This is a genomic window from Serratia sp. Sp408 (assembly GCF_057180665.1).
Genome location: NZ_JBXUFT010000001.1, coordinates 2,067,233 through 2,082,817, shown reverse-complemented (window position 1 = coordinate 2,082,817; position 15,585 = coordinate 2,067,233). Strand labels below are relative to the sequence as shown.

Here is a 15,585-nt window from a genome sequence, read left to right as displayed (position 1 = left end):
GTTACCTCGCCGCCGGTATCGGCAGCGCCGGCATGGCAAAAAAGCCGGGCAGAGCCTGAATGCGCGCGATCCAGCGGCGTATGGCCGGGTAGTCGGCCAGCGAAACGCCACCTTCTGGCGCCACCGCCAGATAGCTGTAACAGGCCAGATCGGCGATGGTAGGCTGGTCGGTGGCTAAAAAATCGCGTTGTTCAAGGTGTTGCTCGACCTGCGGTAGAAAACGCAGACTGATGGACCGCGCCGAGTCATAGTCTTCCGGCGCGGAAAACTGGCTGATCAACCGGCAGGAGGCCGGCCCGTAACGTACTTCGCCAGCGGCGTGCGACAGCCATACCTGCACCTGCGCCGCCGCCTGCGGCTGTTCCGGTAGCCAATGGCTGTCCGGCGCATAGCGTTTGACCAGGTATGTCATGATGGCATTGCTGTCCGGCAGTGCAAAATCGCCGTCGACCAGCAATGGGATCTGGCCAAAGGGGTTTAGCCGGCGGTAGGTTTCGCTCTGGCGTAGCGCGGCGGGCGCTTCGATAAATTCATAGTTTACGTCAAGCATCTTCAACAGCAGTGCGACGCGGTGAACGTGGCCGGAAAGCGGCGTACCGTACAGTTTTAGCGTTGGCATATGCAGACTCCCAGATAGAGAGCCTTCAGAATACTCTTGCGCTGTGTGAAGGAAATACGGCAATGTAGAAATTGATAATTTCAATAGCTGGAATAATCAATGGACCGTTTGGATGAATTGGCGATCTTTGTGGCGGTGGTGCAACAGGGCAGTCTGGCGGCCGCGGCGCGCAAGCTGCGACGTTCCGCGCCTGCGGTTACCCGCGCCGTTGCATCGCTGGAGCAGCGGGTTGGCGCACGGCTGGTGGAGCGAACCACGCGGCGACTGGCGCCGACCGAAGCCGGTTTGCGTCTGGCTGAACGGGCGCGTGCCGTGCTTGGTGATTATCAGCAGGCGGTGCTGGATACCGCGCCAACCCAGGTGAGCGGTCTGTTGCGCATTACCGCGCCGGTACAGTTTGGCCGTAAGTTCGTTGCACCGATCGTGATGGCATTTCTGGAACAGTATCCGCAAATCGACATTGAGATGCAGCTCAACGATCGCAATCTGGATCTGATAGACGAAGGGTTGGACATCGCGGTGCGGATTGGCCATCAGCACGATTCCAGCCGGGTAGCGCGTCGTCTGGGCTGGGTGCGGCGCGTGACGGTCGCCAGCCCGGCCTATCTGGCGCGCTGTGGCGAGCCGCTGAACCCGGCGCAGTTGACCGATCACCACACCATTATCGGTACCCAGCACGGGGCGCTGCGAGAATGGCGGTTTGGCCCGCAGGAAAACCATGAACGTGTACGCCTGACGCCGCGTTTGATGCTTAACGACGTCGAAAGCCAGTTGCTGGCGGCGCGTGCCGGCCAGGGCATTGCCCGACTATTGTCGTATCAGGTGGCGGACGATCTGGCCGCCGGCAGCCTGGTGCGCGTATTGACATCTTTTGAACCGCAGGCGCTGCCGGTTCAACTGGTGGCGAATCAGGTACAGCAAATGCCGTTAAAAGTGCGCACATTCTGGGATTTCGCTTTTGCGCAGCTTAGCCAGCTCAGGCAACTCGCGTCATAGCGGCGTCAGAACGTTTATAGCTGGCGCTGCGCGAATTGGCTCTGCCAGCCGACGGGATTACAGCTGGCTCTTTGGCACCAGGCGATCGCCAAAGGTCAGGCGCTGACGGTCCGGTTCTGCGGCACTGAGCGGGGCGACTTCTCTCAGCGACTGCTTGCAGCGGACGACCAGATCCTGATATTCCAGCGTACCGGTGCGTTTCCAGCTCAGTTCTTGCTCGGTCAACTCGCGCACAACGCGCGCCGGGCTGCCCAGCACCAGTTTATTGGCGGCGATGTCCGCAGCCGCCTTGATAAAGGAACAGGCGCCGACGATGGTGTTTTCACCCACTATCGCGCCGTCCATCACCACCGCATTCATGCCGACCATCGCGTTGCGCCCGACGCGACAGCCATGCAGGATGGCGCCATGACCGATATGACCGTCCTGTTCCACCACCGTATCCTGTTGCGGAAAACCGTGCATTACGCAGTTGTCCTGAATATTGGCACCGTCGTGCACCACGATACGGCCAAAATCGCCGCGCAGGCTGGCATTGGGGCCAATGTAGACGTTTTTGCCGACCATCACGTCGCCAATCAGCACCGCCGTAGGGTGAACATAACTGCTGGGATCGACTACCGGCGTCAAACCGTCAATTTGATACACAGGCATGGCTAAAGCTCCTTAAAACGTAGCGTGATCGCGCGCCAAGCCGCCAAAGCGACGGTAATAGCCTGCGCCGGGGGCCGGCAGGGCGCCGATGGTGGTTTCCGCCAGTGCGCTGACATAGTCGGTGGCGGCGCGGTCGACACGCTGATAAATATTGATGCACAGATTGCGGGCGATTTGGCCTTCCCACTGGGTTGGCAGTAACGCATCGGGCAGCAGCGGATCTTTCAGCACCACGCGGCGGAAGAAATGAATCAATAATAGCTTAATCTGAAAGCATCGCTGCGGCGTCAGTACGCTATCGTCGGCGTCGCGCAACAGCGCCATCAGCGGTCGGAAAGAGACGATAAACTCATGATAATGGCCCGCCACCGCGTCCAGCGACCAGCAGTCGGCCACCAGTTGGCGCAGCTGGTGCGCTGAACGGTCATAGGGGTAATCGGCGCGGAAGTAAATCACCCGTTCGCTGGCGTTCAGTTCGCCAAGCAGCGCCGGGACATCGGTTTGTGCGTGGGTAGGGGCGGCCATCAGGTTGTTGGCAATCTGGCCAAAACCCAACCAGCTCAGCGCCTTGCGCAGCCGTGCGCGTTCGTTTTTATCTACCGTTTCCAATAACAGCAGCTCCCATTTCCCGTCCCACTCGGGTTGTTCGCTCAGGTATATTTTTGATTCGGCGTGACGAAACTGGCGCATACCCTGATCGGTAACGCGGTAATAGCTGCGCCGGCCAATCTTTTCCACATCCAGCCAGCCCTCTTTTTGCAGGCGAAACACCGAGGTGCGCACAAAGCGATCGCCGAAACCCAGCGATTCCAGCAGCGCACTCAGGCTGCCCAGCCACAGTTCGCCGCCGCGGTGGCTGAGCGCATCGCCATATAATGAAATAATCAGTGAGGTGCCGCTGATGGGTTGGGCGTCGAGCGCCTGATGGATGAATTCATCCAGTTTATGTTCCATATTTTCCCATAGGTTAACCAACGGTGAAGCACAACATTAGCATAAAGCCGAGTCGCGGCAACCGTGTCCCCTTGCCACAACGGCGGCAAAGGGACGCGGCCTATTAGCGTGGTCGCAGGTCGACCACCCGCTGGGCTTTGCCTTCCGAACGCGGAATATCCCCGCAGTTGGCGATGCTGACATCGGTGCTGACGCCGATAATCGACTTGATGTGGTGGCGCAGCTGGTGGCAGATATCGCAGCGTTGCTGATGGTTCAGGCTGAGCGCCGCTTCTTTCAGCTCGACCCGCACCGCCAGCGTATCAAGGTGCCCGGCGCGGCTCACCTGCAACTGGTAATGCGGTGACAGCTGTTCGAACTGCATAATCTGTTCTTCCACCTGTGACGGAAACACGTTTACGCCACGAATAATCAGCATGTCGTCCGAGCGGCCGGTAATCTTGCCCATGCGCCGCATCTGGCGGGCATCACCCGGCATCAGGCGGGTAAGATCGCGGGTGCGATAGCGGATCACCGGTAACGCCTCTTTGCTCAGGGTGGTGAACACCAGTTCGCCGTGCTGGCCGTCTGTCAGGCAGTTGCCATTATCCGGATCGATGATTTCCGGCAGAAAGTGATCTTCCCAAATGGTTGGGCCGCCGCCGCTTTCGGCACATTCCATTGCCACACCCGGCCCCATCACTTCGGACAGGCCGTAGATATCCAGCGCTTTGATCCCCAGCCGGCTTTCAATTTCATGGCGCAGTGATTCGGTCCAGGGTTCGGCGCCGAATATGCCGATGCGCAGCGAACAACCCCGAGCATCGCCGCCCAGCTTGCGCTCCAGTTCGTCAATCAGCGTCAGGCAATAGGATGGCGTTACCATGATCACGTCGGGTTTGAAATCCAGGATCAGCTGCGCCTGTTTTTCAGTCTGGCCGCCGGACATCGGGATCACCGTGGCACCCAGGCGTTCGGCGCCGTAATGCGCCCCCAGGCCGCCGGTGAACAGCCCGTAGCCGTAGGCGACGTGCACTTTGTCCTTCGCCGTGGCGCCCGCCGCCCGCAGGCTGCGAGCGACAATATCGGCCCAGTTGTCGATATCGCGCTGGGTATAGCCAACCACCGTTGGTCGGCCGGTGGTGCCCGAGGATGCGTGAATGCGTACTATTTGTTCCATCGGCACCGCAAAGGTATCGAACGGATAGTTGTCGCGCAGATCCTGCTTGGTGGTGTAAGGGAACAGCGCAATATCGCCAAGCTGTTGCAGATCGTTCGGGTGGACGCCGGCCTGATCGAACTTGCGTCGATACATCGGCACGTTTTCATAGGCGTGATGCAAGGTCCACTTCAGACGTTGCAGCTGTAGCGCTTCGATCTCATCGCGCGAGGCGAACTCGATGGCGTCCAGGGGCTGTGGATTGATTGTCATTGTTGTTGCCTCAATCTTTAGACACGCTCAATAATCATGGCGATGCCCTGGCCTACGCCGATGCACATGGTGCACAACGCGTAGCGACCGGCTCGCCGTTCCAGTTCAAACATCGCAGCCAGCGCCAGACGCGCGCCGCTCATGCCCAACGGATGGCCGAGGGCGATGGCGCCGCCGTTGGGGTTTACCTGCTCGGCGTCGTCCGGCAGGCCGAGCTGGCGCAGTACCGCCAAGGCCTGAGCGGCGAACGCTTCGTTGAGTTCAATGACGTCCATTTGCGCCAGGCTCAGCCCGGCGATTTCCAATACCCTGCGCGTCGCCGGCAGCGGGCCGATGCCCATCAAGCGTGGTTCGACGCCGCAGGTGGCGGTGGCGACAATGCGCGCCCGCGGCGTCAGCCCCTGCTGCATGGCGATGGTCTCGGAGGCCACCAGCAGTGCCGCCGCGCCGTCATTAAGGCCAGAGGCGTTGCCGGCGGTCACGCTGCCAGGCTGGCGGAACGGTGTTTTCAGCGCCTGTAGCTGCGCCAGAGTCGTATCTGCGCGTGGGTGCTGATCCTGGTCAAAGACGCGCAGCGCGCCTTTTTTGTCACTGATGCTCACCGGAACGATTTGCTGTGCCAGTATGCCGGCGGCCTGTGCGTGCGCGGTGCGCTGCTGGCTGCGCAACGCAAAGGCATCCTGATCGGCACGGCTGATGGAGAACTGCGCCGCGACGTTTTCGGCGGTTTCCGGCATCGAGTCGGTGCCGAACCGCTGCTGCATCAGCGGGTTGACGAAACGCCAGCCGAGCGTGGTGTCATACAGCTGTGCCTGGCGGCTGAAGGCGCTGTCGGCCTTGCCCATCACCAGCGGTGCACGGGTCATCGATTCTGCGCCGCCGGCCACTACCAGTCCGGCTTCGCCGGCTTTGATACTGCGTGCCGCCATCGCCAGCGCATCCAGCCCGGAGCCGCACAGGCGGTTGACGGTGGTGCCGGAAACGCTTTGCGGCAACCCGGCCAGCAGTGCCGCCATGCGCGCCAGATTGCGGTTGTCTTCGCCAGCCTGATTGGCGCAGCCGAGGATCACGTCGTCAACCCGCGCCCAGTCCAGTTGGGGGTGGCGTTCCATCAAGGCACGCAGCGGCAACGCGGCCAGATCGTCGGTGCGCACCGTCGCCAACGCGCCACCATAGCGGCCAATCGGCGTGCGCACGCCGTCACAGATAAACGCCTGACTCATGGTTGCTCCTCCAGAATGCGATGACCAAGACGATGTGCGCGGCCGCGGAACCAGGCGACGGTTTTCCCGCGCTGGTTGACGATCTGCACGTCGTACAGGCCGCCGGTTTGGCCTTGATGACGCACTTCGGCGCTGGCGGTCAGCCGGTCGCCGGCCAGCGCCGGGCGGATAAAGTCAATGCTGCAACCGGCGGCGACCGCCGCCAGTCCCTGGCTGTTGCAGGCGTAGGCAAATGCGGTATCGGCCAGGCTGAACAGCTGTCCGCCGTGACAGGTCTGATGGCCGTTGAGCATCTGCGGGCCGACCACCATACTGACCTGCGCAAAACCGCAATCAACGGCGTCTAGCGTCATGCCCATCGCTTGCGCACAGGTATCCTGTTGGTACAGCTGTTCGGCACAGCGTTGTGCCAGGTCGCGGGGAGTCATGGCGTTCATCGGTGTTCTCCTGACGGCAGGGCGGCGTATTGAGTGGCACGGTGGCGCAGCAACGGCATCGGCCGGTAGCGCGGTTCACGATAGCAACGGTGCAGATTTTCCAGCGTCGTCAGTATCTGCGACCAGCCGAGCGCCGCACCCCAGGCTAGCGGGCCGCGTGGATAATTGACGCCGAACAGCATGGCGTTGTCGGTATCGGCGGCGCTGGCCACGCCTTTGTTCACCACGTCGAGTGCTTCGTTGACCAGCATGGCGACGGTGCGCATCACCAGTAATCCGGGGTAATCCGGCAGTTCAATAACGCGCTTGCCGAGCGTTTGCAGCAGATGAATCACTTTGGCGCTGTCCTGCGGACGGTTCTGGGATGCGCAGGCCAGGACGAGGGTCGGCGCGCGCTGGTAATTGGCGGACAGATCGAACAACACCACTGGCGTGCCGAGCTGCTGCGCCATCTGGCTCGCAGTTTTACCATTTGTTAACATAAATGTAACTTCATCAACCGTGGCAAACGGGCTGGTCTGGCCAGGTTGTTTGACCGCGCCCGCATTTTCCTGCAGCAGGGCGGCCAGCTCCGGCAGCGATGTCCAGTCACCGTGCAGCGTAACCCTGGGCAGCGACGCGGCGCCTACCGGCTCGGCGTAGCGTGCTGCCGGATTGAGGCTTTCATCATCGTAACGGTAAAAACCGCGCCCGCTTTTACGCCCCAGATGTCCGGCGCTGACCCGCTCCTGCTGCAGCAGCGAAGGGCGGAAACGGTCGTCATGAAAAAAGGCCTGAAACACCGACTGGGTGACGGCAAAGTTGACGTCCTGGCCAATCAGATCGGTGAGTTGCAACGGCCCCATGGCAAAGCCGCCGGCGTCACGCATGGCCGCGTCCAGCGTCGCTACGTCGGCGATCTGTTCCTCCAGCGCCCGCAGCGTTTCGGCATAAAATGGCCGGGCGACGCGATTGACGATAAACCCCGGCGTCGAGCGGCACTGTACCGGCTGTTTGCCCCAGAGCCGCGCCAGCGCGTCGAGCCGGCGCAGGGTAGTGGCATCGGTGTCCAGACCGGCGACGATTTCCACCAGTTTCATCAGCGGCGCCGGGTTGAAGAAATGCATGCCGGCCATGCGTTGTGGATGGCGTAATACGCTGGCGATGGCGGTGATGGACAACGACGAGGTATTACTGGCAAATAGCGTGTCGTGGGCGCAGATCGCCTCCAGATCGCGGAACAGGCTCTGCTTGATCTCCCGCTTTTCCGCCACTGCTTCGATCACCAATCCGCAGTCGGCCAGTTGCTCCAGCGACGCGGCAATGCTGATATTCGCCAGCAGCCGTTCAGCGTCGCCGCGTTGCGCCTTGCCGGCCTCCACTCGACGACGCAGGCGTTGCCCTAAGGTCTCCAGCGCCCGCACCGCCGCGGGTTGGGAAATATCAAACAGTTTGACCGGGTGCCCGGCGGCAGCGGCCAGTTGGGCGATACCGATGCCCATGGTACCGGCGCCAATCACCGCCAGCGAGCCGTGAAACAGGGGAGCGTTCATATTTATTTCCCGCTGAACGAAGGTGGGCGTTTGGCGAAAAAGGCGCTGACGCCTTCACGATAGTCGTCGCTACGACCGCCGAGGCGTTGCAGATCGCGCTCCAGATCGAGCTGCTGATCGAGCGTATTGGTCGCTGCGCTGTAAATGGCCTTTTTGATCAGGCCCAGCCCATAGGTCGGCTGGCTCGCCAGGTGTCGTGCCAGCGTTTGCGTGCGTTCGGCCAATTCTGCGCCGTCCACCACCTGCCAGATCAAGCCCCATTCCAGCGCCTGGCGCGCGTCAATCCTGTCGCCCAGCAGCGCCATGCCCATGGCGCGCGCATGGCCGGCCAGCCGTGGCAGGAACCAGCTAGCGCCGGAATCCGGCACCAGCCCCAGTTTGCAGAATGACTGGATAAAACTGGCATTGTCGGCGGCGATCACGATGTCGCAGGCCATCGCCAGTGCAGCACCGGCACCGGCCGCCACGCCGTTGACACCACAGATCACCGGCTTGGGCAAGCTGGTCAGCCGGCGGATCAACGGGTTGTAAAAGCGCTCGACCGACAGGCCGAGATCCGGTGCCTGCCGATCGGCGCTCACCGTGCGATCGTTCAGATCCTGCCCGGCGCAGAAACCGCGGCCGGCGCCGGTAATCACCACGCAGCGCACCGTATCATCGCGCTCGGCGACGGTCAGTGCTTCCGCCAGTTGGTGGTGCATTTCATCATTGAAGCTGTTCAGCCGATCCGCGCGGTTCAGGGTAATGGTCAACACCCCGGCGTCGAGCTGGCTTAAAATCAGTGCGTTATCCATAAATCAGCGCCCCTTGTAGTGCGGAGTACGTTTTTCGAAGAAGGCGGCGATGCCTTCGTGACGATCTTCAGTGGCCGCCAGCGTAACGAACTGCTGGCGTTCAATGGCCAACCCGGCGCTCAGGCCGGTTTCTTCCGCCTGTTTCAACGCCTGCTTGGCGGCGCGTAACGCCAGCGGCGCCTGTTGGCTGATGCGGGAGGCGATCTGTTCAGCACGTTCCAGCGTCAATGCGTCGAGGCAGACTTCGCTTACCAGCCCGCTTTGCAGCGCCAGGCGGGCATCGATGGCTTCGCCGCTCAGCACCATCTGGCTGGCACGAGATTTGCCGACGCAGCGCATCAAGCGCTGGGTGCCGCCAGCGCCCGGCATCAGGCCGAGGGTGATTTCCGGCAGGCCGAAGCGCGCGCTTTCACCGCAGATAATGATGTCGCACGCCAGTGCCAGTTCGCAGCCTGCGCCGAGTGCGTAACCGTTGACCGCCGCTAGCAGCGGCTTGCTGAACTGGGCGAGACGTTGCCATAGCTGCGGTCGGTGGTCGGCCAGTGCCGCCGGTAGGTCTTGCTGTTGCAACTCGTGTAAATCGGCACCGGCGGCGAAGTAACGCGCCGAACCAGCAATCACCACCGCGCCAACCTCGGCGTCGGCATCGGCCTGTCCCAGCAGGTAGACCAGCTGTTCCAGGCACGGGGTGCTGAGCGCGTTACGGGCTTGCGGACGCTGCAAGGTCAGGGTGACCACGCGCTGGCGTTGTTGGCGCTGTATCCAGGGGGTTTCCATCCAAGACTCCTATACGTCGAAATCCAGCACCACGCCGTCGCCCTTTGGCCACGACTGGCAACTGAGTACATAGCCGGCGGCGAGCTGATCCGCTTCCAGGCTGTAGTTGACACCCATTTCCACTTCGCCGGACGTCAGCCTGCATTTACAGGTGGCGCACACGCCTCCTTTGCAGGCGTACGGCAGATCCGCGCCCTGGCGCAGCGCGGCGTCGAGGATGCTGTCATCCTGGGCGGTGACGTCGATGTTCAACCGGCGGCCATCGAGCAGGATCTCTACCCGCGTGGCGTCGCGCCCGGCGTCGCGTTGCGGCCGCACGCTGCGGCCACCGGTGTTGAAACGTTCGCTGTGGATATGTTCGGCTGGCATGCCGGCCTGTTCCAGTACGCTATGGGCCTGGTCCATCATCGCCTGCGGTCCGCAGATAAAGGCGTGGTGGTAATCGCGGTAATCGAGCAGCGTGCGGCCCAGCGCCAGCAGACGTTCACCGTCGATGCGCCCGTTGAGCAGCGGACTGTCCTGGCTTTCCTGGCTGAACAGGTACAGCGGCTGAAAGCGTTGCGGATAGCGGTTTTTCAGGTCGGACAGCGCTTCCTTGAACATCACCGAACGGCTGCTGCGGTTGCCGTACAGCAGGGTAAAGCGGCTGTGCGCTTCCGCCTGTAACGTGGCCTTGATGATCGACAGCATCGGGGTAATGCCCGAGCCGGCGGCGATAGCCAGGTAATTACCGTGTCGCTCTGGCTGCGGCTGGTAGCCGAAGCGCCCCTGCGGCAGCATCACCTCCAACGCATCGCCGACCTGCAACGCCTGATTGACGAACGAGGAAAAACGCCCCTGTTCCACGGCCTTGACGCCGATTTGCAGCAGCCCCTCCTGCGGCGCGCTGCAGATCGAATAGCAACGGCGTAACTCTTCGCCATTCACCTGAGCCTTTAACGTCAGGTGCTGACCGGGGGTATAACGGTAGTGGCCTTTGAGTTCCTCGGGCACGCGCAGGGTGATGGCTACGGCATCCGCGGTTTCGCGCTCAATGGCCGCGACGCTCAGGCGATAAAAGGTCGTCATGGTGTTCTGCGCTCCTGTCCTTCGATATTTGCCGCCGCCAGTCTGGCTGATGGCGCATTGCGGGAGGTCTTTAGATGCATTTGAAATAATCGAACGGTTCGCGACAGGCGCGGCAGCGATACAGCGCTTTGCAGGCGGTGGAACCGAACTCGCTGATTTTCTCGGTGTGTTCACTGCCGCAGCGCGGGCAGGGTACCGGGCCGTGGCTGAGCGGTCGGTCGCAGCTGTGACCCTGCGGCGGCGCCACGCCGTATTGCCGCAGCCGGGCGCGCGCTTCGGCGTTCATCCAGTCGGTGGTCCAGGCGGGATCGAGGCGTACCTCAACCCTTACCGGGCTGAAACCGGCCTCGAACAGCTGGCGTTCGATCGCCTCGAGCAGAAATTCAGTCGCCGGGCAGCCGGAATAGGTTGGCGTAAAGGTGACGCGCCAGCCGGTACCCTCGGCTTCCACGCTGCGCACCATGCCCAGATCGGTGATCGACAGCACCGGCAACTCCGGATCGCTGATCTGTTGCAGGCAATGCCAGATTTTTGGAATTTCAGCCGGTTGCAAACGATTCATGGTCATCGGCGTGTCTACCAGCGGCTATCTGGATAGGCGCGTTGCAGAAACTGCATTTCCGCCAGCATGAACCCGAGGTGCTCGGTGTGCTGTCCCTGTTTGCCGCCGAAACGAAAGGCCGGTTGCTGTGGCAGGGTTAGCGTAGCCTGTTGCAGCGTTTCGCTGACCAACGCCTGCCACGGCTGCTGCAACTGGCGCGGATCGACGGCAATGCCCCGTTCGGCCAGTTCGATTTCGTTGTCATCGGCGTGAAACAGTTCGGCGGTGAAGCGCCACAGCGCGTCCAGCGACTGCTGGATCTTCTGATGACTGGTTTCGCTGCCATCACCCAGGCGAACCATCCAGCCACGACTAAAGCGCAGGTGGTATTCCGCTTCTTTCAACGATTTTGCGCCGATTGCCGCCAACCGTGGGTCGCGACTGCGGCTCAGCTCGCGATGCAGCAGCAGGTGATAGGCATCTAGCAGGAACTGGCGCACCAGCGTGTCGTTAAAACCGCCGTTCGGCTGTTCCGCCAGCAGCAGATTATGAAATTCACGTTCGTCGCGGCCAAACGCCAGCGTGTCTTCACTGTGCGGCGGCCCCAGTAATTCGGCGGCATAACCGAGGAAGTTGCGCGCCTGCCCCAGCAGGTCGAGCCCCACATTGGCCAATGCCAGATCGATCTCCAGCTCTGGCGCATGACCGCACCAGGCGCACAGACGCTGTGCCAGAATCAGCGGCGTATCGCCCTGGCGCAAAATGTAGGTAATGCGTGGATCGCGTTGCGTCATGAAGAGCCTCACATGTTTTTGATGCCGTCGGGAATGGTATAGAACGTCGGGTGTCGATAGATCTTGTCATCTGACGGATCGAAAAACGCCGCGCGATCTTCCGGCTGTGAGGCGATCAGATGGCAAGATTGCACCACCCAGATCGAACAGCCTTCGTTGCGGCGGGTATAGGCGTCGCGGGCGTTTTCCAACGCCATCTGGTCATCAGCGGCGTGCAGGCTGCCGACGTGGCGGTGCGCCAGACCTTGTTTGCTGCGAATAAACACTTCGTATAACGGCCATTCAGCGTGGGTCATCGGGATCTCCTCATCCAGGGGCGTCATGCTGCCTGATTGCCTTTTGCCGCGTGGGCCATGGCGCCTTCGCGCACCCAGTCGCCTTGCTGCCAGGCGTGACGTTTGGCTGCAAGGCGTTCGTGGTTGCATTGGCCCTGACCCTTGATCACCTGAAACAGTTCGTTCCAGTCGATGTCGCCAAAGCGATAATGGCCGGTGGCTTCATCCCAGCGCAGATCGGTATCCGGCGCGCTCATGCCCAATGCCTCCAGTTGCGGCACGGTGTTGTCGACAAATTTTTGGCGCAGCTCGTCGTTGCTGTGGCGCTTAATCTTCCAGGCCATGCTTTGCGCACTGTGCGGCGAGTCGCTATCGCTCGGGCCAAACATCATCAGTACCGGCCACCAGAAACGGTTGATGGCGTCCTGCAGCATGGCCCTTTGCGCGCTGCTGCCGTTGGCCAGCGCCATCACCGCTTCGTAACCCTGCCGCTGGTGAAAACTTTCCTCTTTGCAAATCTTCACCATTGCGCGGGCGTAGGGGCCATAGGAGGCGCGGCACAGCGCCACCTGGTTGACGATGGCTGCGCCATCCACCAGCCAGCCGATAACGCCGACGTCAGCCCAGTTGAGGGTGGGGTAATTGAAAATCGACGAATATTTCATCTTGCCATCCAGCATCTTCTGGTAAATATCCTGGCGTGAACAGCCGAGGGTTTCAGCCGCGCTGTACAGGTACAGTCCATGACCGGCCTCATCTTGCACCTTTGCCAGCAGCACCGCTTTACGGCGCAGGGTGGGGGCGCGCGTCAGCCAGTTGGCTTCCGGCAGCATGCCGATAACTTCCGAGTGGGCGTGTTGGCCTATCTGGCGGATCAGGTTCTGGCGGTAGGCATCTGGCATCCAGTCTTTCGCTTCGATGGAAATATCTGCCGCGATCTTGTCGTCGAACAGCGCTTCATGTTGGGCTTTTGTTGCCATGCCAAACCTCAATATGGTTCGTTAATTTTATATGATGATAAAAATATGAATCATTTAAAGTAACCGTAAAGCTACAATCCGATAACAAAAAGATCAAACGGGATTATTATGGTTTTGCGATACCCATCACAAGGTTAATTGTTATCTTATTGTTTTTAATCAAATTAAATAAGGTAATTTAAAAGCGCGACCGCTGTAATTGAAGCGTTACGCTGGCTTTGTTTGTTTTTTGTTAAATATAATCTTGGCGTTGATTGGCAAATATATGATACGTAATTATCATTGTTGTTGTGATTTTATGAACTCAGGAGAGGCAGATGCAGCAGTTAACCAGTTACCTTACCGGCCAGTGGCTGTTCGGTCAGGGGAAAACGCGCCAGATCGCTGATGCCGTGACCGGCGAACCCTTGTATCAGGTGTGCTCGGACGGCTTACCGCTGGCTGACAGTCTGGACTATGCGCGCCAAAAAGGCGGGACGGCGCTGGCGCGCATGACCTTCCAGCAGCGCGCGCAAATGATGAAAGCGCTGGCAAAGCATCTGTTGGCCCATAAAGAAACGCTGTATGACATCGCTTATCAGACCGGAGCGACGCGCAACGACAGCTGGGTCGACATCGAAGGCGGCATCGCCACGCTGTTTTCATACGCCGGGCTGGCTGGCCGCGAACTGCCTGACGATACCTTGTGGCCGGAGGATGAACCGATCCCGCTGTCGAAACAGGGGCAGTTTGCCGCGCGCCATGTGCTCACGTCGCGTCCTGGCGTTGCACTGCACATTAACGCGTTCAATTTCCCCTGTTGGGGGATGCTGGAAAAATTGGCGCCAACCTGGCTGGCCGGTATGCCGGCCATTATCAAACCCGCGACCGCCAGCGCGCAGGTGACGCAGGCGATGGTCAAGCTGATGATTGACAGCGGCCTGTTGCCGGAAGGCGCCTTACAGCTGATTTGCGGTGGCATTGGTGACATGTTTGCCCATCTGGACTATCAGGACGTGGTTACCTTTACCGGCTCGGCGCAAACCGGCCAACGGCTGCGTTCGCATCCGCGTTTGCTGGAGAAATCCATTGCCTTCACCATGGAGGCGGACTCGCTCAACTGTTGTGTGCTGGGGGAGGACGTCACGCCGGAGATGCCGGAGTTCGGCTTGTTCATTAAAGAAGTGTGCCGTGAAATCACCAGCAAGGCGGGGCAAAAATGTACTGCAATTCGGCGCATTATGGTGCCGGCCTGGCAGGTTGCGGCGGTGCAGCAGGCTTTGTTGCAGCGTCTGACGCGCGTGACGGTGGGCGATCCGCGGCTGGAGCAGGTGCGCATGGGGGCGTTGATCGATCTGGCACAGCGCGATGACGTCCAGCAAAAAGTGGATCTGCTGCTGCATAACGGCTGCGAACCGCTGTGCGGCGGCACCTTCCAGGGCGTTGAAGCGTTGGGCAATGGCGGTGGCAAAGGGGCGTTTTATCCGCCGACCCTGCTGTACTGCGCCGAACCGTTCAGCCATACGGCGGTGCATGAAACCGAGGCGTTCGGCCCGGTGGCCACCTTGATGCCGTATCAGACCAGCGAACAGGCGATTGATTTGGCGCTGCTGGGGCGCGGCAGTTTGGCCGGTTCGCTGGTCACCGCCGATCCGTCACTGGCCAGGCGATTCGTCCGGGCGGCGGCCTGCGCGCATGGTCGCCTATTGGTGCTCGACAGCGCGTCGGCGACGGAATCCACCGGCCACGGCTCGCCGTTGCCAATGTTGCTGCATGGCGGGCCGGGGCGTGCCGGCGGCGGGGAGGAGCTGGGTGGCCTGCGGGCGGTCAAGCACTACATGCAACGCAGCGCGATCCAGGGCAGCCCGACGATGCTGGCTGCGATTGGCAATGAGTGGGTGCGCGGCGCCGAGGTGGTTGAGCAACCGATCCACCCGTTCCGTAAATACTTTGAACAGCTGCAGATTGGCGAGAGCCTGCTGACCGCGCGGCGTACGGTGACCGAAGCCGATATCGTCAATTTCGCCTGCCTGAGCGGCGATCATTTCTATGCGCATATGGACAAGATTGGCGCCGCGGAATCGCTGTTCGGCGAGCGGGTGGCGCACGGTTACTTTGTGGTGTCTGCCGCCGCCGGGCTGTTTGTTGATGCGGGCGTCGGGCCGGTGATCGCCAACTACGGCATGGAAAACCTGCGTTTTATCGAGCCGGTGAAAATCGGGGATACCTTGCAGGTTCGGCTGACCTGCAAGAAGAAGATCCGCAAACCGCAAAAAAGCGCCGAAGATCGCCCGCACGGCGTGGTGGTATGGGATGTTCAGGTGCTGAACCAGCACCAGCAGGCGGTGGCGCTGTACAGTATTCTGACGCTGGTGGTTCGCCAGCAGGGAGATATTGCTGCCGGGCAGTAAGGCCGTGCGCGCACTGAGGGCGCCACGCCTATTGCTGCGTCGAGCGCCAGGCTGTCGGCTTTTGCCGCCTGGCGCAAGCCCGCGGCATTGCCTGACGCCGTGCCATGTTACACTGCGCCATGGTCCTCATTGCTAATCTG

16 protein-coding genes are annotated in these 15,585 nt (G+C 60.9%); 2 read left to right on the top strand and 14 right to left on the bottom strand.

Going from position 1 to position 15,585, the window contains the following annotated elements; genetic code table 11:
* Position 1 precedes the first annotated feature (1 nt).
* A complete protein-coding gene (locus AC2AXP_RS09900) occupies positions 2 to 619 on the bottom strand; it encodes a glutathione S-transferase (RefSeq protein ID WP_198772965.1) in 618 nt (205 codons plus the stop codon).
* Between the two features lie 99 nt (positions 620 to 718).
* On the opposite strand from AC2AXP_RS09900, the gene AC2AXP_RS09895 reads away from it, so the two are divergent.
* Entirely contained in the window at positions 719 to 1,615 is an 897-nt protein-coding gene (locus tag AC2AXP_RS09895) for a LysR family transcriptional regulator (protein ID WP_273872294.1), read from the top strand.
* Between the two features lie 57 nt (positions 1,616 to 1,672).
* Here AC2AXP_RS09895 and paaY read toward each other — a convergent pair whose 3' ends face one another.
* The 13 genes from paaY to paaA form a co-directional block, all read right to left on the bottom strand.
* Positions 1,673 to 2,269 (bottom strand): phenylacetic acid degradation protein PaaY, encoded by a 597-nt coding sequence (paaY, locus tag AC2AXP_RS09890; protein ID WP_004961218.1) that lies wholly within the window; start codon positions 2,267 to 2,269, stop codon positions 1,673 to 1,675.
* Positions 2,270 to 2,281: 12 nt separating this feature from the next.
* Positions 2,282 to 3,223, bottom strand: a complete 942-nt coding sequence (gene paaX, locus AC2AXP_RS09885) for a phenylacetic acid degradation operon negative regulatory protein PaaX (protein WP_198772963.1) — start codon at positions 3,221 to 3,223, stop codon at positions 2,282 to 2,284.
* Positions 3,224 to 3,326: 103 nt separating this feature from the next.
* Positions 3,327 to 4,634 (bottom strand): phenylacetate--CoA ligase PaaK, encoded by a 1,308-nt coding sequence (gene paaK / locus AC2AXP_RS09880; RefSeq protein ID WP_004961223.1) that lies wholly within the window; start codon positions 4,632 to 4,634, stop codon positions 3,327 to 3,329.
* Between the two features lie 17 nt (positions 4,635 to 4,651).
* Positions 4,652 to 5,857 carry a 3-oxoadipyl-CoA thiolase gene (pcaF, locus tag AC2AXP_RS09875; RefSeq protein WP_004961225.1) on the bottom strand — a complete coding sequence of 402 codons (1,206 nt, stop codon included), beginning with the start codon at positions 5,855 to 5,857 and terminating at the stop codon, positions 4,652 to 4,654.
* A complete protein-coding gene (gene paaI / locus AC2AXP_RS09870) occupies positions 5,854 to 6,294 on the bottom strand; it encodes a hydroxyphenylacetyl-CoA thioesterase PaaI (RefSeq protein WP_004961228.1) in 441 nt (146 codons plus the stop codon). The genes pcaF and paaI overlap by 4 nt, the downstream gene beginning before the upstream one ends.
* The gene (locus tag AC2AXP_RS09865; protein WP_484381601.1) at positions 6,291 to 7,826 is read right to left on the bottom strand and encodes a 3-hydroxyacyl-CoA dehydrogenase; all 1,536 of its coding nucleotides are present in this window, start codon (positions 7,824 to 7,826) and stop codon (positions 6,291 to 6,293) included. Before AC2AXP_RS09865 ends, paaI begins: the two co-directional genes overlap by 4 nt.
* Before the next feature lie 2 nt (positions 7,827 to 7,828).
* On the bottom strand, positions 7,829 to 8,620 hold the full coding sequence (paaG, locus tag AC2AXP_RS09860) for a 2-(1,2-epoxy-1,2-dihydrophenyl)acetyl-CoA isomerase PaaG (protein ID WP_004961232.1): 792 nt from the start codon (positions 8,618 to 8,620) through the stop codon (positions 7,829 to 7,831).
* A gap of 3 nt (positions 8,621 to 8,623) precedes the next feature.
* Positions 8,624 to 9,397 carry a 2,3-dehydroadipyl-CoA hydratase PaaF gene (gene paaF, locus AC2AXP_RS09855; RefSeq protein WP_004961234.1) on the bottom strand — a complete coding sequence of 258 codons (774 nt, stop codon included), beginning with the start codon at positions 9,395 to 9,397 and terminating at the stop codon, positions 8,624 to 8,626.
* Positions 9,398 to 9,406: 9 nt separating this feature from the next.
* Entirely contained in the window at positions 9,407 to 10,465 is a 1,059-nt protein-coding gene (paaE, locus tag AC2AXP_RS09850) for a 1,2-phenylacetyl-CoA epoxidase subunit PaaE (RefSeq protein ID WP_430299237.1), read from the bottom strand.
* 70 nt (positions 10,466 to 10,535) lie between these two features.
* Positions 10,536 to 11,033: a 1,2-phenylacetyl-CoA epoxidase subunit PaaD gene (gene paaD, locus AC2AXP_RS09845; protein WP_004961238.1), complete on the bottom strand. Its 498-nt coding sequence runs from the start codon at positions 11,031 to 11,033 to the stop codon at positions 10,536 to 10,538.
* An 8-nt stretch (positions 11,034 to 11,041) separates the two neighbouring features.
* The gene (gene paaC / locus AC2AXP_RS09840; protein ID WP_039991939.1) at positions 11,042 to 11,800 is read right to left on the bottom strand and encodes a 1,2-phenylacetyl-CoA epoxidase subunit PaaC; all 759 of its coding nucleotides are present in this window, start codon (positions 11,798 to 11,800) and stop codon (positions 11,042 to 11,044) included.
* Positions 11,801 to 11,808: 8 nt separating this feature from the next.
* On the bottom strand, positions 11,809 to 12,096 hold the full coding sequence (gene paaB / locus AC2AXP_RS09835; protein ID WP_039991941.1) for a 1,2-phenylacetyl-CoA epoxidase subunit PaaB: 288 nt from the start codon (positions 12,094 to 12,096) through the stop codon (positions 11,809 to 11,811).
* A gap of 23 nt (positions 12,097 to 12,119) precedes the next feature.
* Complete coding sequence (gene paaA / locus AC2AXP_RS09830; RefSeq protein ID WP_198772958.1) at positions 12,120 to 13,055, bottom strand: 1,2-phenylacetyl-CoA epoxidase subunit PaaA; 936 nt, start codon at positions 13,053 to 13,055, stop codon at positions 12,120 to 12,122.
* Positions 13,056 to 13,372: 317 nt separating this feature from the next.
* Between paaA and paaZ the strand changes: the two genes are divergently transcribed.
* Positions 13,373 to 15,445, top strand: coding sequence for a phenylacetic acid degradation bifunctional protein PaaZ (gene paaZ, locus AC2AXP_RS09825; RefSeq protein ID WP_430299236.1), 2,073 nt, complete (start codon positions 13,373 to 13,375; stop codon positions 15,443 to 15,445).
* Positions 15,446 to 15,585 lie beyond the last annotated feature (140 nt).

Coding starts and splice junctions, on each gene's coding strand:
- AC2AXP_RS09900 (WP_198772965.1), bottom strand. CDS start 619: ATGCCAACGCTAAAACTGTACGGTACGCCGCTTTCCGGCCACGTTCAC.
- AC2AXP_RS09895 (WP_273872294.1), top strand. CDS start 719: ATGGACCGTTTGGATGAATTGGCGATCTTTGTGGCGGTGGTGCAACAG.
- paaY (WP_004961218.1), bottom strand. CDS start 2,269: ATGCCTGTGTATCAAATTGACGGTTTGACGCCGGTAGTCGATCCCAGC.
- paaX (WP_198772963.1), bottom strand. CDS start 3,223: ATGGAACATAAACTGGATGAATTCATCCATCAGGCGCTCGACGCCCAA.
- paaK (WP_004961223.1), bottom strand. CDS start 4,634: ATGACAATCAATCCACAGCCCCTGGACGCCATCGAGTTCGCCTCGCGC.
- pcaF (WP_004961225.1), bottom strand. CDS start 5,857: ATGAGTCAGGCGTTTATCTGTGACGGCGTGCGCACGCCGATTGGCCGC.
- paaI (WP_004961228.1), bottom strand. CDS start 6,294: ATGAACGCCATGACTCCCCGCGACCTGGCACAACGCTGTGCCGAACAG.
- AC2AXP_RS09865 (WP_484381601.1), bottom strand. CDS start 7,826: ATGAACGCTCCCCTGTTTCACGGCTCGCTGGCGGTGATTGGCGCCGGT.
- paaG (WP_004961232.1), bottom strand. CDS start 8,620: ATGGATAACGCACTGATTTTAAGCCAGCTCGACGCCGGGGTGTTGACC.
- paaF (WP_004961234.1), bottom strand. CDS start 9,397: ATGGAAACCCCCTGGATACAGCGCCAACAACGCCAGCGCGTGGTCACC.
- paaE (WP_430299237.1), bottom strand. CDS start 10,465: ATGACGACCTTTTATCGCCTGAGCGTCGCGGCCATTGAGCGCGAAACC.
- paaD (WP_004961238.1), bottom strand. CDS start 11,033: ATGACCATGAATCGTTTGCAACCGGCTGAAATTCCAAAAATCTGGCAT.
- paaC (WP_039991939.1), bottom strand. CDS start 11,800: ATGACGCAACGCGATCCACGCATTACCTACATTTTGCGCCAGGGCGAT.
- paaB (WP_039991941.1), bottom strand. CDS start 12,096: ATGACCCACGCTGAATGGCCGTTATACGAAGTGTTTATTCGCAGCAAA.
- paaA (WP_198772958.1), bottom strand. CDS start 13,055: ATGGCAACAAAAGCCCAACATGAAGCGCTGTTCGACGACAAGATCGCG.
- paaZ (WP_430299236.1), top strand. CDS start 13,373: ATGCAGCAGTTAACCAGTTACCTTACCGGCCAGTGGCTGTTCGGTCAG.